The sequence below is a fragment of the Pedobacter sp. AC163 genome, assembly GCF_979258665.1.
In genome coordinates this window covers 945,167-962,401 of the sequence record NZ_OZ409872.1, presented here as the reverse complement: position 1 = coordinate 962,401, position 17,235 = coordinate 945,167, and the positions used below count along the sequence as shown (strand labels likewise).

Genomic DNA, 17,235 nt, shown 5'->3' with positions numbered 1-17,235 from the left:
CAAAATGAAGAGATTCTTTACAAAACAAGGTATTGTCTTATCGGCTATACTATTTTTTCTGTCCTTGGCTATTCCTGCGCTGGCGCAATACGCTGAAACTACCCTCGAACAGGGCGGGCTTTATAGTGCGATGGCGAAAGATGCCGCTAACAATATTTATGTCACCCGTGTGAAAAGCGGCACCAATGGACAAACCTATGAGGTGGTAAAGTACACCAATCCTTTAACCAATCCGGCGGGTACGCCAGTGGTGGTATATACAGGGCTTACACATGGGGCTCAGGAGTTTCCCTGGGGCCTTGCGGTAGCTTCTAACGGCGATGTGTACCTCTCCACTGATTTTACTGATACGAATAAAAACGGAGAAATTATTAAGGTAACGGCAGCGGGAAATTACACCAGTTCAACTTCGTTTCTTACCGGAAAGTATTTTACGGCACTTACCATTGCCAATGATCAGCTTTATGTATCAGAATATAATGGAGCAACTAATAAATACGATGTTGTAAGATATGCCACCGGAGCTTCACCAGGCACTGCAACCATGATTCGTGCAGGTTTTAATGTTGGGGCTGGTTATTCGTACATTACAGGATTGGCTGTTGATGGAAATGGCACTACATACATCGCGGCGCCATTTGACGGGGTAGATAAGGGCAGCATTATTAAAATTACATCATCAGGAACAGAATCTGTTTTATCTGCTGGCGGTTATCCTTCGGCATTGGCTGTTGATGCACAAAATAACCTGTATGCCAGTGAATTTAGCGGCACGGCTAATCAGTATAAATTAACGAAATACGGTGCTGCCGGTGGGGCGACAATCATCAAAAACAACCTGAGTCAAAATGGATTTTATTATCCATGGGGAATAGCAGAAACCAATTCATCCCTATTTGTTGTGGATGGAGATGATGGAATAAACGGAGGCAAGGTGATTATCCTGAAACCAATCATCCCTGCGCCTTCCACACCATTATTGGCGGCAAGCAGCGATTCTGGGATATCCAATTCAGATCAGATTACCAATGTAGTAAGCCCGGTATTTACAGGAACTGCAGAGGCGAACGCTACAGTTAAACTATATGAAGGGGCAACGCTACTGGGTTCAACTTTAGCTACCAATGGTGCATGGTCGATTACGCTGAGCACTGCTTTAACTGCAGGGGTTCATAAATTTACGGCTACTGCTACCAATTCTAGCAACATAACCAGTGCACTTTCGGGAGAGCTAAGTATTACTGTTGATCTAACTTCACCATCTGTTACCATTTCAAGCAGTAGTGTAGCTTTGAAAGCTGGGGAAACAGCTACCATTACTTTTACATTTAGCGAAAACCCGGGAAATACTTTTACCTGGGATGGTTCTTCGGGTGATATCACAGTATCGGGTGGTACGCTGAGTGGCATTTCGGGTGCTGGACTAATCAGAACAGCAATTTTTACGCCTGCTGCAAACACGAACAATGGGGCGGCCAGTATTACGATAGCGGCTGGAAGTTATACCGATGTTGCCGGAAATACAGGAGGCGCTGGTCCAAACCAGGCCTTAACTTTCGATACGCAGATACCGGCTATAACATCAGTACCTTTTCTAATCGCGGCTAGCGATAGTGGTCTGTCGGCTACAGATGGAATTACCAATGTAACCACACCAACTTTTACAGGAACTGCTGAACCTGGTACTACTGTAACTTTATATGATAATGGCAGTACAATTATTGGGTCTGCGTTAGCAACAGGAGGAAACTGGTCCATTGCAGTAAGTACACCACTCAGCATTGGCGGGCATAGTATTACTGCAACGGCAAAAGACGCTGCGGGCAATACAGGTCCGGTATCTGGAGCCCGGTCGATAACCATTGATAGGGTATCTCCTGCAGCGCCAGCCAAACCCGTTTTTGCTGCCGGAAGCGACAGCGGTGTTTCCACTACAGATGGAATTACCAATATCACCAGTCCCACTTTCACCGGAACGGCAGAAGCTGGAGCTACGGTGAGACTTTATGATACAGATGGCACAACCGAACTAGGAAGTGGAGTATCTACAGGTGGGTTATGGTCGATCACTACGAGCTCATCACTAGCGGCCGGAAGCCATAACATTACTGTCAAAGCCACTGATGTGGCCGGAAATACAAGTATTGCGTCATCAGCATTTTCCATCATAATTGATCTGACGGCGCCTGTAGTAACAGGGGTTACAAATAATGACATTTATACGGCACCTGTTTCCAGGCTTGTTGCATTTAACGACGGCACCGGAACGCTCAATGGAAATCCTTTTACAAATAATACCAATGTGAGTGCGGTGGGTAACTATGTACTCGTTGCCACTGATGTTGCAGGAAATTCCACTACCGTTAATTTCAGTATTGTTAAAGCTACGCCGGTGATTACCTGGGCTAATCCAACTGATATTACCTATGGTACAGCATTAACGGCTACGCAATTAAATGCTACAGCAAGCGTTCCCGGAACATTTACTTATTCGCCGGTTTCTGGCACAGTGTTGTCTGCAGGTGCTAATCAAACCTTAAATGTGAATTTTGTTCCGACGGATGCGGCGAACTATAATTCAATCAGTAAAACAGTAAGCATTAATGTAGGTAAAGCTACACCGCTAATTGCCTGGGCTAATCCGGCAGATGTTACATATGGTACGGCATTAACGGCTGCCCAACTGAATGCTACAGCAAACGTTGCCGGCACCTTTACCTACCTGCCGGTTTCAGGTACGGTGTTGAATGCAGGTGCAAATCAAAACTTAAAAGTAGATTTCGTGCCGACAGATGCGGCGAACTATGCTTCGACGAGTAAAACGGTGACCATTAACGTGGGTGAAGCTACACCAGTAATTACCTGGGCAAATCCTGCAGATGTTACTTTCGGCACGGCGCTAACAGCTACGCAGTTAAACGCAACAGCAAGTGTTGCTGGCACCTTTACTTACGTGCCGGTTTCTGGTACGGTGCTGAATGCAGGTGCAAACCAGAACTTAAAAGTAGATTTCGTGCCTACGGATATGCTGAATTATGCTTCGACAAGTAAAACGGTAACGATTAACGTTAGCAAGGCAACCCCGGTAATTACCTGGGCAAATCCTGCCGATATTACGTATGGCACGGCACTAACAGCGACGCAGTTAAACGCAACAGCAAGTGTTGCCGGCACATTTACTTACGTGCCGGTTTCTGGTACGGTGCTGAATGCAGGTGCAAATCAGAACTTAAAAGTAGATTTCGTGCCTACGGATGCGGTAAACTATGCTTCGACAAGTAAAACGGTAACGATTAACGTGAGCAAGGCTACACCGGTAATTACCTGGGCAAATCCTGCCGATATCACTTATGGTACGGCACTAACAGCTACGCAGTTAAATGCAACAGCAAGTGTTCCGGGTAGACTGACTTACACCCCTAATTTAACCACGGTTTTAAGTGCCGGTGCAAATCAAAACTTAAAAGTAGATTTCGTGCCGACAGATGCAGTTAACTATGCTTCGACAAGTAAAACAGTAAGCATTAATGTAGGTAAAGCTACACCTGTAATTACCTGGGCAAATCCGGCAGATATTACGTATGGTACGGCACTAACAGCTACGCAGTTAAACGCAACAGCAGGTATTCCGGGTACACTGACTTACACCCCTAATTTAACCACGGTTTTAAGTGCAGGTGCAAATCAAAACTTAAAAGTAGATTTCGTGCCTACGGATGCGGTGAACTATGCTTCGACGAGCAAAACAGTAACGATTAACGTGAGCAAAGCTACACCAGTAATTACCTGGGCGAACCCGGCAGATATTACGTATGGTACGGCACTAACAGCTACGCAGTTAAACGCAACAGCAGGTATTCCGGGTACACTGACTTACACCCCTAATTTAACCACGGTTTTAAGTGCAGGTGCAAATCAAAACTTAAAAGTAGATTTCGTGCCGACAGATGCGGTGAACTATGCTTCGACGAGCAAAACAGTAACGATTAACGTGAGCAAAGCTACACCAGTAATTACCTGGGCAAATCCGGCAGACATTACCTATGGCACGGCACTAACAGCTACGCAGTTAAACGCAACAGCAAGTGTTGCTGGCACATTTACTTACCTGCCGGTTTCTGGTACAGTACTGAATGCCGGTGCAAACCAGAACATAAAAGTAGATTTCGTGCCTACGGATGCGGTAAATTATGCTTCGACAAGTAAAACGGTAACGATTAACGTGAGCAAGGCAACCCCGGTAATTACCTGGGCAAATCCTGCCGATATTACGTATGGCACGTCACTAACAGCGACGCAGTTAAATGCAACAGCAAGTGTTGCAGGAACATTTACTTACCTTCCGGTTTCTGGTACGGTGCTGAATGCAGGTGCAAATCAGAACTTAAAAGTAGATTTCGTTCCGACGGATGCTGCTAACTATAATTCAACCAGTAAAACGGTAACCATTAATGTGGAGCAGGCTACACCAGTAATTACCTGGGCAAATCCGGCAAATATTACGTATGGCACAGCACTAACAGCAACCCAATTGAATGCAACGGCTAGTGTGCCGGGTACACTGACTTACACCCCTAATTTAAACGCGGTTTTAAGTGCAGGTGCAAATCAAAACTTAAAGGTAGATTTTGTGCCGACAGATGCAGTTAACTATGCTTCGACAAGTAAAACAGTAAGCATTAATGTAGGTAAAGCTACACCAGTAATTACCTGGGCGAACCCGACAGACATTAAGTATGGCACGGCGCTAACAGCTACGCAGTTAAACGCAACAGCAAGTGTTGCAGGGACACTGACTTACACCCCTAATTTAACGACGGTTTTAAATGCAGGTGCAAATCAAAACATAAAAGTAGACTTCGTGCCGACAGATGCGGCGAACTATGCTTCGACAAGTAAAACGGTAACGATCAACGTGAGCAAAGCTACACCGATAATTACCTGGGCTAATCCTGCCGATATTATTTATGGTGCGCCATTAACGGCTACCCAACTGAATGCAACGGCTGGTATTCCCGGCAGCTTTACTTACCTGCCGGTTTCTGCTACGGTACTGAATGCAGGTGCAAACCAAAGCTTAAAAGTAGATTTCGTTCCGACGGACGTAACCAATTATACAAGCATAAGTAAAACAGTAACCATTAATGTAAGCAAGGCAATTCCAGTAATTACCTGGGCCAATCCGGCGGATATTAACGACGGTACGGCATTAACGGCGGCCCAATTAAATGCGACAGTCAATGTGCCCGGCACGTTAACTTACTTACCAGTGGCCGGAACGGTATTGAATACAGGCGCAAACCAAAGCTTAAAAGTAGACTTCAATCCAACTGATGCTTCGAATTATACAGCCGTTAGTAAAACAGTAACCATAAACGTAGGCAAAGCTACACCGGTAATTGCCTGGGCAAACCCGGCAGACATCATTTACGGTACGCCATTGAGCGCAACCCAACTGAATGCAACGGCTAGTGTTCCAGGAACATTCATTTACCTACCAGCTTCGGGTACGATCTTGAGTGCAGGTGCAAACCAAAATCTAAAAGTAGACTTCGTTCCAACAGATGCCACTAAATACAATTCAATCAGTAAAACGGTAGCGATTAACGTAGATAAAGCTACACCAGTAATTACCTGGGCAAATCCTGCCGATATAAATTATGGTACAGCATTGGCTACAAACCAATTGAATGCAACAGCTAGTGTTGCAGGAACACTGACTTACACTCCTGACCTGACTGCTGTTTTAAATGCTGGCGTTAACCAAACTTTACAAGTGGATTTCGTTCCGACTGATGCGGTGAATTATGTTTCAACCAGCAAAACCGTAACCATCAATGTGGCGAAGGCTACACCGGTAATTACCTGGGCAAACCCGGTAGATATTAATTATGGTACACCACTGTCGGCGACCCAGTTAAATGCGACGGCTAGCGTTGCTGGAGTATTGACTTACACCCCTAATTTAACGACGGTTTTAAATGCAGGCGCAAACCAAAACTTGAAAGTAGATTTCGCTCCGACGGATGCTGTCAACTATACTGCTGTTAGTAAAACCGTGACGATTAATGTAGGCAAAGTAACACCCGTAATTACCTGGGCTAATCCTGCTGACATTACATTCGGTACCGCATTAACGGCTACGCAGTTAAATGCCACGGCGAGCGTTCCTGGAACATTTACTTATTCACCGGTTTTGGGTACAGTCTTGAGTGCGGGTGCAAACCAAACTTTAAAAGTAGATTTTGTTCCATCAGATGCTGCCAATTATACAGTTGTCAGTAAAACAGTGACAATTAATGTAGGGAAAGTAACACCGGTAATTACCTGGGCTAATCCTGCTGACATCACATTCGGCACCGCATTGACAGCTACGCAACTAAATGCAACGGCAAGCGTTCCTGGCACACTAACTTATTCACAAGTTTTGGGTACAATCCTGAGTGCAGGTGCAGCCCAAACATTAAAAGTAGATTTCGTTCCGGCAGATGCAGCTGGTTATACTACCGTTAGCAAAACCGTAACGATCAATGTAGGCAAAGCGACACCGGTAATTACCTGGGCGAATCCAGCGGATATCATTTTCGGTACGACATTAAGCGCAACCCAACTGAATGCAACGGCTAGTGTTCCCGGAACATTAACTTATTCCCCAGCTTTGGGTACGATCTTGAATGCAGGAGCAAACCAAACTTTAAAAGTAGAATTTGTTCCCACTGATGCAGCCAATTATACTGCTATCACTAAAACGGTAACGATTAATGTAGGCAAAGCAGCGCCAGTAATTACCTGGGCGAACCCTGCAGACATCATTTTCGGTACGGCATTGAGCGCAACCCAACTGAATGCGGCGGCTAGTGTTCCCGGAACATTCACTTATTTACCAGCTTCGGGTACGATCTTGAATGCAGGAGCTAACCAAACTTTAAAAGTAGATTTCGTTCCGATAGATGCGGCTAATTATACTTCAACAAGTAAAACAGTAGCCATTAATGTAGGTAAACCAACCCCAGTCATTGCGTGGACAAACCCAGCAGACATTACTTTCGGGACAGCATTAACCGTAACGCAATTAAATGCAACGGCTAATGTTTCAGGCACATTCAATTACACACCTAACTTAAATACGGTTTTAAATGCAGGTGCAAACCAAAGCTTGAAAGTGGATTTTGTTCCAACAGATGCGGCGAACTATGCTTCAATAAGCAAAACGGTGACCATTAATGTAGCTAAAGCCACGCCGGTAATTACCTGGACCAACCCGCTTGCGATTACTTATGGCACGCCCCTAACAGCAACGCAGTTAAATGCGGCGGCGAATGTTCCTGGCACCTTGACTTACACACCTAGTTTAAATACGCTTTTAAATGCAGGTGCAAATCAAAGTTTGAAAGTTGATTTTGAGCCAACAGATGCCGCGAACTATGCTTCAATAAGCAAAATGGTAACCATTAATGTAGCCAAAGCCACGCCGATAGTTACCTGGGCCAACCCGGCAGACATTACTTTCGGTACGGCATTAAGCGCAACTCAGCTGAATGCAACATCTAGTGTTCCCGGAACATTTAATTACACACCTAACTTAAATACGGTTTTAAATGCAGGTGCAAACCAAAGCTTGAAAGTTGATTTTGTGCCAACAGATGCGGCGAACTATGCTTCAATAAGCAAAACGGTAACCATTAATGTAGCCAAAGCCACGCCGGTAGTTACCTGGGCCAACCCGGCAGACATTACCTTCGGTACGGCGTTAACGGTTACGCAGTTGAATGCAACGGCAAGCGTTCCAGGAATATTTACCTATTCGCCAGTTTCGGGTACAATCTTGAATGCAGGAGCAAACCAAACTTTAAAAGTAGATTTTGCTCCAACAGATGCAGCGAACTATGCCTCAACAAGTAAAACAGTAACCATTAATGTAGGCAAAGCAGCGCCAGTCATTGCGTGGACAAATCCTGCAGACATTACTTTCGGGACAGCATTAACCGTAACGCAGTTAAATGCAACGGCTAATGTTTCAGGCACATTTAATTACACACCTAACTTAAATACGGTTTTAAATGCAGGGGCAAATCAAAGCTTGAAAGTGGATTTTGTTCCAACAGATGCGGCGAACTATGCTTCAATAAGCAAAACGGTAACCATTAATGTAGCCAAAGCCACGCCGGTAATTACCTGGGCCAACCCGGTTGCGATTACTTATGGCACGTCCCTAACAGCAACGCAGTTAAATGCGGCGGCGAATGTTCCTGGCACCTTGACTTACACACCTACTTTAAATACGCTTTTATATGCAGGAGTAAACCAAAGCTTAAAAGTAGATTTTGTTCCGGCGGATGCAGCCAATTATACTACTGCGAGTAAGATAGTAAGCTTGGATGTAAATAGAAAGCCGGTTAATGGAAATATCATTTTCGCAAACAAGATTTACGATGGGAACAACTCAGCTATGGTTGCAAGTAGTGCCTTAAATGGTGTACTGGCTGCTGATCTTGCCGATGTCGTGTTGACGGGATTTACAGCAACATTTGCAGATAAAAACGCAGGTTTAGCCAAATCCATCTCAACGGCAGGCGCAACACTTAGCGGTGCAAAAGCCAATAACTATACCTTATCGGGTGTGGTTTCTGGTACCGCTGCTATTACTGCAAAACCAATAATAATTACTGCAGATGCTAAAAGTAAAATCTATGGCGATATGGATCCGTTACTGACTTATACGCTTTCGCCGGGCGCTTTACTTACCGGAGATGCTTTGAGCGGAACATTATCCAGACTAGCGGGAGAAAATAGCGGTAGTTACCTCATTAATCAGAATAATTTAACAGCTGGTGCGAATTATACCATTACTTTCAATAGCAATAACTTAGTCATCAACAGAAAAAACCTGGTAATCACATTAGACAATAAAACAAAGGCTTACCTTGCACCAAACCCATTGCTTACTGCAAGTTATAGTGGTTTTGTAGGCTCGGAAAACAGTAACGTTTTGACAACATCTGTAAATATTGCTACTACTGCAACCGCTGCTTCGCCTTCTGGCATCTATCCGATTACAGGTAGTGGAGCTATAGCAGCTAACTACGCAATAAGTTATGTGGCAGGTACCCTAACCGTTCTTTCCAGTCCGCAAACAATTACGTTTGATGTACTGGCGAATAAATTGTCGACAGATCCAGTATTTAATTTAACTGCCACTTCAAGCGCTGGATTAACAGTTAGTTACACCAGCAGCAATAGCAATATTGCTCGTATTGTGAATGGTAATCAGGTTGAGATTTTGAATCCAGGTACCGTAGTGATTACCGCAAGTCAGGCTGGTGACGCAAACTATGCAGCCGCCGTTCCGGTATCGCAAAGCCTAACCGTTATTAACAACCCGGCGCCGCTCATCAGTATTGTGAGTAATAAAGGTGCAAGTGTAAGCAAAGGCGAAACAGCCAACCTTATTGCAAGCGGAGCGGTTACCTATCAATGGAGTAATTCAAATGGAATCCTGAGCGGGCAAAATACATCCACATTAACCGTGAGGCCAAATGCCAATACAACTTATACGGTTACAGGTTTCAATCAGTTTGGAAGAAGCAGTACCCAGAGTTTCACTTTAGAGGTAAGGGCTGATTTTCAGGTATTGAACATTATGAATGTACTCACACCAAACAGCGACGGTAAAAATGATACCTGGATTATTGAGAACATCGATATGTATCCTAATAACCAGGTTAAAGTATTTGACAGAGCAGGAAAATCCGTTTTCGAAATGAAAGGATATAATAATACCTGGGATGGTACTTTCAAAGGAAATGTATTACCCGAGGGTAGTTACTATTACATCATTGATTTCGGCCAGGGTATTGGCATTAGAAAAGGTTTCATTTCAATCATCGGACAATAACAAAAATTAATCCGGTCGTTGCACCAGATAATGGCCGGAAATAAAAATATCAAACATGAAAAAATTATTATTCCCATTACTTTGGCTGGTGAGTCTCACAGCTTACAGCCAGCTAAATCCTATGGGCTCCATGTATTATCAAAATCAATATTTAAACAATCCGGCAATGGCTGGAATAGCACAGGGATGGGAAGCTAATGCCGCTTACAAAGCGCAGTGGACATCTGTAGATGGGGCTCCATCCATGCAGGCTGTAACGGCTACTTATGGTTCTGAAAACAGTAAAATCGGTGCCGGGCTTTCATTTTATAATGAAACATCGGGGGTGATTCAACGTACAAACATCAAAGGTAGTTTTGCTTATCATTTGCCGTTAAACAATGGCGGCAGTTATATCGATTTCGGCTTGTCTGCCGGCGTGATGAACGAGTGGATTGATTTCAGCAAGGTTAGAGGTGATCAAAGCGACATGAGCCTGAATAATTTTAATCAGCGTAAACTTTATTTCGACGGAGATTTTGGAATCGCTTTCAGAACGAATCGTTTAACCATTCAGGGTGCATTACCCAATATGAAACGCTTTTTTAACCGTGATCTGGTTAGGACTGTAGTAGACCGTTCCAGTTATTTTGGTGCGATTTCCTACAAATTCTTAAATCCAAATGGTGTGCTTAATGTGCTTGAACCTAAGTTGACCTATAGGGGAATTGATAATTACCGGGATATCGTAGACCTGGGTTTGAATACCCAGTTTTGGGGAAATAAGTTGCTTTTGAGTTCCATTTACCACACCACTAATAGTGTAACTGTCGGTGCTGGAACAACTTATCAAAATCAATTTTCAGTTTTGTTATTTTACACCAGCAATACCTCTGATTTGCAAAATTATACTAATGGAGAATTTGAGATCGGTTTAAAGTATCACTTCAAATAGCAATTGCACTAAAAGTTTCTATACATTAATAACACCAAGCCAATTTGCTGATTTTGATTAGAGCGACATTGCGATGAGCAATCCAACGATAGTAATCCTGCATTGCGTAAACAAAGGGAAAGATTGGAAACGCAACTTATAAACATATGGGCGTCACCGAGAATTATCATATTTTGTTATTAAATCACGGTCTGCATGAAAATGCTGATGTATTCTCACTATTGCATTTTCTAAAAGGGATAAAGGGAGAGTTTTTGGATTTGGGAAGTCAGTCCTTCACTGCAAGCACTGCTGCAAGGAAACAATGAGAAATAGAAATTACTGGTTCCGCCAGGGAATCAGCTTTCTCATATATTGCCCGATGCAACTGGATTCAACATAAGATTTCTTTTTTACACTTAACCTTGTCGAACGATTGTCAAGAAAACACAATGTCTGAATTTCCAAAGCTTTCTCTGCCCTTTATATGTGGCTACTCATCCGATCTGCTTACACTAACACTTCTTGATGATCCCGATCTGCGTTATTGGATAAATTAAATCACGCAAAAAAAAATAAATCAATGCTTTTTGTTTTAAATAAAACGATATTACATCAGCCCAAAAGTAAAACCCAATGAGGAAAATCACTAAATTATTAGCATTCCTTCCGTTCGTGATTTCGTGCAAAAATCAAGAAAGAAAAGACCTCTCCCAGCTCATCCTAAATGAACCGATTGAGAGTCTAGTTGATTTTGATGCCCATAATACAATAGGTGTTGAAACCGTTGAATATCCCTATTGTCTTCTGATAGAAATTAGTGATGGTAAAAATTATCAGTTTGATGGCATTATTTTAACCGGACAAAAGGTGTTTTTCCAGATTGAATCCGATTTGCTTAAAACCGATAGTCTGACCAAAAGGGGGGGTGGACATATTGACGTCGAGGGTTTTAAAGAGAAAGCCACACTGGACACTGTACTTCAAAAGTATAAAGCAGCAAATTCCATTTATGGACTTAGGATAGAGATGAAAACCCCGGAATTAAAAAAACAGCTCCTTACAAAACTGCAAACCAAATACGGAAAAGGAACCAAAAACCCCAATACCGATAATGGGCTGTATTGGAATTTAAGCAAAGCGCAGAGGTTTATTTTTTTCGCTCCTGATTATGATCGGTTGATTGTTTTGAACAATATCCATTTGTCAAAGACCTGTTATTGGGATATTATGAATGGGCCAATTGATTTTGGAGGATGCAACATAGAAGACTATAGCAGACAATTGCTTAAAAATAGCAGTCATAAACAAAAAGCAATCGAAAGCCCTCTTTAAAAGTAGATAAGATTGGAGTATAAACCATTTGGTCTTAGCAGAAACAGCAGAGTAGGGTTTGTTTGATCTCAATCAATTAAACCTTGAATTAATGATGGCAGCTTATAAGAATACTGTTGAACCTTATCCCCGATGTAACATTATTTCGTAACCTTTTGAAACATTTGCTTTGCATTTTTACCATTTCAATAGTTTTCCTATCTCGAATCTTTTCAATTATTAATTATAATCTTAATCGCATACTACTAAGCACCAAAAAGGTAATAAAAAAATCAATTATACAGTCTTTCATTGGTACTGTTTAACAATTCATGACATTTTGCTCAAAATTGCAGCAAGATAGACAGGCCTCTCAAAAAGAAACTTGAGGATTCATTGATTTCAAAGGGCATTAATTTTCCTGATTTTAACAATGCTAGAAACGGTTTAAAATACCTATTATCTGCGATGCTTCAAAAAATACTGATCTCAGATTCTAGCAAAAACCGGTTCTTCAAATGTAAGATCGGTAAACATAAATGCATTGTCACCAATATTCTTGGGTCTAATGACAGATTGCCTCATGTATCAATCCCTGTACATTATTCATCTTCGGCATTAACTGTTCTTTAACTGATTGTTAACCAATTTCTGTTATCTGATCCCCCATCTTTGTGAAAAGATAGGGTAATTTCTGATTAAGAGTGAATTAACAAATTTTTTGTTATAACTGTATATCCAGTTAAATAACTGTATTTTCAGTTGTATAACTGAAAAATAAGTTTTAAATTTGTGCCTCTGAGTTTCAAATTGGTAGTTGGCCATCAACGATTATCAAAGGTTTAAAACAGACTATATTCATTGACCTCCAAAATTCGTCGCAAGATGGTGAATGCTTATCCTGTAAAGCTGGATGTTACAGTGACTTTTATTCAAAGAAATATGAGTTCATAAACGCAACTAAAATCAGCATATACTTTAGCAATGCAGACATATAATAATAATGATAAGACCAGTTACTAAATCATCTTTACTCAGATCTACTTTAAGAAGAAAGGCTATACCACTATTATCCATACTTCTGTTTTTGATAGTAACTAGTAAGGTACATGCTTCGCTTGATCAATCCCTAAGTAAAGAAGATATCCATTTAAAAAATGATAGTGACGCTGTTAACACTAATTACAACAATGAAAAATTTGAATACTTGGAACAGGCTAGGTTAGCAAAGTGGCCATATTTAATTCAGTTTGAAGCAAATGATTCTGGTTTTCTACGGCTCTCGACCTCCCAAACTCGAAACGTTTACTCCGATAAAAGCTCTGAGATTTCGGGTTTGATAACAGGCGTTAATGGATTGAGCCTGAGTAATTGCACCATAACGCTGAAAAAAGCAGAGACCGGAGTGATCGTTGCCATTAAGTCAACAGATTTCTCCGGCAAATATATATTCAATAACATTACTGCGGGCAACTATTTCCTGGAAGTCGTAAATGTAGGTTACCTGTACAATAAGTCTGAGGTATTTTTAATAACTGAAGAGAAGGGAATCATTTTACCAACGATTATTTTAACCCCTATGGTCAATCAGCTTGAGCAGGTAAGTATTGTAGCAAAGAAACCCCTGTTTGAGAAAAGATTGGATAAAACTATTGTAAATGTAGACAATAGTGCCTTGGCTACGGGGGGATCCGTGATTGATGTCTTAGAAATATCTCCCGGTGTATCCATGGACAATAATCAATTAACACTGATGGGCAAGCAAGGGGTTACCGTAACTATTGATGATAAAGTTGTCAAGCTCTCAGCAGCGCAGGTGATTAGCCTTTTACAGGCGATGCCCGCCGGTTCAGTTGATAAGATTGAATTGATCGCTAATCCATCTGCTAAGTATGATGCTGAAGGAAAAGGCGGTATAATTAATATCAAAACAAAAAAAGGCACTAACCTGGGCTTGAATGGTACTATCAGTTCCATATTTGTTTTAGGGAAAAACCTCCGCCCGGGTAGTGGATTACAAATCAACTATAAACTAAAAAGGTTGAATCTGTTCGCTAATTACAATTATCAGCATGTCCAACAGACCACTCAATATCTGAGTGATAAAATAATATCTGACCGTATCCCTTCTTTAAAATATTTTCAGGATGAAACATCCAATAAGAAGACCAATAATCAGATTGTGAGTTTAGGCGCAGATTTGATTATCAATGATAATAACATCTTTGGGATAATAGTCAACTCAAACACTAGTCGAGGTAATGGTGGATTTGTACAGGATGTTTACTTTGGAAGCAGAAAGTCTGATTTAAGCGACTCGATCATCAGTTCGTTAAATCTAGGAGATTTTCGCTTTTCGACCCAAGGTATTGGCCTCAATTCGAAGCATAGTTTTTCAGCCAATAAACAGGTATTGCAATTTGATGCCACATACACCGGTTACCGATCAGAAAATTCGGCACACTTTACCAATAGTTTCTTCAAGATCGATCGCCCTGCATCAGCAAACCCGGAATATATTAACAATCAATCCTCAGAAAAAATAGATCTTATTGTAATAAGGGCAGATTATAGCCACTCAACTGAAAACCTCGGGAATTTTGGAGCTGGACTGAAAACAGCATTAACCCGTTCAAAAGGCTCAATTTTATTTCAATCTAAATTAGCAGATGTCTTTTTGACGGATAACAACAGAACAAATCAATTTGATTATGATGAAACCATTGACGCAGCCTATCTGAACTATACGGTGAAAATCGGTAAAACGACTGATTTACAAGCAGGAATCAGAGCAGAGCACACCACCTATTCAGGTTTTTCCCCGACAAATGGCCAGGCAGTTGGGCGAAAATATCTTCAGTTCTTTCCGAGCATGTCCATACTTAAAGCGATTAACGGAAATTCTATCGGTCTTTCCTATAACAGGAGAGTAGGCCGTCCAAGTTATGAAGACCTCAACCCTTTCATCAGCTATTCGTCTCCCTATTTTTACACTCAGGGAAATCCCTTGCTGGTACCTGAAACAACTAATTCCTTTGAAGTAAGCTATGGTTACCATAGCAAGTTGAATACCTCAATAGGTTTTAGCAGGACTTCGAATTACTATAATTACTTTACTTCCCTTGCCGGTGAAAACGGGGCTACTAAACAAACCGTCGGTAACTTCAATAAATATGATTCCTGGTACCTTTCTGCCAGTTATAATGAGCAGCTGGTCGATTGGTGGAGCATCAATGCAACCGGTGATCTTTCTTATGACCATTATCAGACGCCATATCTTAATGATTTGATTGATGTTAGGCGCGCTTCGTATAGTTTTCAGGTTTTAAATAGCTTTAAACTAAAAAAGGACCTGACATTTGAAGTCATTGGACTTTACCGTTCAAAAAGAGCGTTGCTGGCCAGAACCATTGATGTAAGATATCGAATAGACGCAGCCATAAAATATTCGTTTCTGAAATCCAGAGCGATCATCAAAACTGGGGTAACCGACATTTTATATTCTTATATAAATAGAGGGACAAATCAGTTCGCCAATCTTTATGGAACCTATTACAATAGGAACGAGAACAGGAGATTCAATCTTTCTATGAGCTATAAATTCGGTGGCAGTACGACTACAAATAATAAGAAACAGACAACTGTTGAAGAGCTTGAACGAATTAAATAAAAGTGCCATCGTCAATAGGATATTTTATGAAGGAATTTGAATTTCAAGACAAGGAGGCACTCATGTTGTACCAAAAATATATTTCGAGGGTTAAAAAGATGGTAGCTGAACTATCGGCCGCTGATCAGGCTGATATTCTTTCAGATTTCAACAGCCGTATTTATCATGAACTATCCGATAAGGCTCCGGATGATGAATATTCAATGATGTTGGAAATTATTGAAAAACTAGGTAATCCAGAAATAGTACTTATACCTTGGGTTGCTGAAAAGCGAGCGGTTGCCCTTGACCAGCCAACAAGTTCTTACACAATATTAATGCACTTCTCCTTGTTGTCCGTCGCTTCGTTCTACCTTTTGCTAAGTTTGCTGTATCTATGCATTTTCATTTTAATTTCTCTGGCTATAGCCAAAATATTTTTACCTCATCAGGTAGGTTTTTGGTATGGTGATTCTGGTTTTAAAGGATTTTGGTTAAATAGGGATGCAGGGATCAACGCAAATGTCAAGGATAGTCTACACTTCTGGCTTATTCCGTTCACTTTTATTATTACCTGTGCGCTGCATTCAATAACACGTGTTATCAAAGCGAAAAAAGCTTATTTTTTTAATAACTTTTCTTTACAAACCCTGAGTATATGAGATGGAACACTTATCCATTCGATAAAGGCATGACGTCGGCTCAGGCAGGAAGTTCTCTTTCATGCCAAGCGCACCCCCTTGCGATATTGACATGGTTATTTTTAGCCATTTTCACTATTGGTGGATTCGTTAGATTTGCCGCACCAAGGTTGGACATGAAATTCAGTATCCACATTCAGGACATTTCTACCGGCCCAACACCATGAAAAACATCCATATTCTTTCTTTAGTGATCCTTTTCTGTTTATCATGCAACCTGCCTGATCCTGATTCCGAAGATAAAAACCGGTCAGCATTTTCATTCCTTCCCATGCAGATCGGAAGTACTTGGAACATGGCGTCCCATAACGCTGTGAAAATTCTAGATAAGCTAAGCATCTATGGTAAGCTATACAACAATTTTCATTCGCTGATCGGCAATGATACCTTACAGCCCAGCTATAAGTACAATGATAAACACAATCGATTCATTGAGGGCAATTCCGGCCGGCCTGACATTATATATACCCCTGCGAAATCTGATGGCGTAGAGAATGAAGAATTCCGCAGCATCTGTGATAGCACCAAAATCGACTGCCCGATCAAAGTGACTGAAAAGACCGAAAAGAAAACAACTTTCATCTACGATGATCAACTATCAGACCTTGAATGGCAACAGGAAGCAGCTCAGACACCTAACGGGCAATGGTCAAAAAAAGTTGTATGGACCTCACCATGAGTGGTAGTCGCGTAAGATCTTTCAGTCATCGCTAATCAGCACACAAGGCCTCACCCCCTTTATCACTCTATGTAAAAAAAATAT

7 protein-coding genes are annotated in these 17,235 nt (G+C 41.5%); all 7 read left to right on the top strand.

The features are described from left to right. Positions 1-4: 4 nt before the first annotated feature. The 7 genes from ACZZZK_RS03955 to ACZZZK_RS03925 all read left to right on the top strand — a co-directional run bounded on the left by ACZZZK_RS03955 (position 5) and on the right by ACZZZK_RS03925 (position 17,151). On the top strand, positions 5-9,895 hold the full coding sequence (locus ACZZZK_RS03955; RefSeq protein WP_463482980.1) for an Ig-like domain-containing protein: 9,891 nt from the start codon (positions 5-7) through the stop codon (positions 9,893-9,895). 55 nt (positions 9,896-9,950) lie between these two features. Beyond that, positions 9,951-10,829 carry a PorP/SprF family type IX secretion system membrane protein gene (locus ACZZZK_RS03950; RefSeq protein WP_463482979.1) on the top strand — a complete coding sequence of 293 codons (879 nt, stop codon included), beginning with the start codon at positions 9,951-9,953 and terminating at the stop codon, positions 10,827-10,829. Between the two features lie 615 nt (positions 10,830-11,444). After that, complete coding sequence (locus ACZZZK_RS03945; RefSeq protein ID WP_463482978.1) at positions 11,445-12,143, top strand: hypothetical protein; 699 nt, start codon at positions 11,445-11,447, stop codon at positions 12,141-12,143. Positions 12,144-13,209: 1,066 nt separating this feature from the next. Beyond that, the gene (locus ACZZZK_RS03940) at positions 13,210-15,792 is read left to right on the top strand and encodes a TonB-dependent receptor domain-containing protein (protein ID WP_463482977.1); all 2,583 of its coding nucleotides are present in this window, start codon (positions 13,210-13,212) and stop codon (positions 15,790-15,792) included. A gap of 26 nt (positions 15,793-15,818) precedes the next feature. Then, on the top strand, positions 15,819-16,433 hold the full coding sequence (locus ACZZZK_RS03935; RefSeq protein ID WP_463482976.1) for a hypothetical protein: 615 nt from the start codon (positions 15,819-15,821) through the stop codon (positions 16,431-16,433). Further along, entirely contained in the window at positions 16,430-16,639 is a 210-nt protein-coding gene (locus ACZZZK_RS03930) for a hypothetical protein (protein ID WP_463482975.1), read from the top strand. The genes ACZZZK_RS03935 and ACZZZK_RS03930 overlap by 4 nt, the downstream gene beginning before the upstream one ends. After that, positions 16,636-17,151, top strand: coding sequence for a hypothetical protein (locus tag ACZZZK_RS03925; RefSeq protein WP_463482974.1), 516 nt, complete (start codon positions 16,636-16,638; stop codon positions 17,149-17,151). The genes ACZZZK_RS03930 and ACZZZK_RS03925 overlap by 4 nt, the downstream gene beginning before the upstream one ends. The last annotated feature ends 84 nt before the right edge of the window (positions 17,152-17,235 follow it).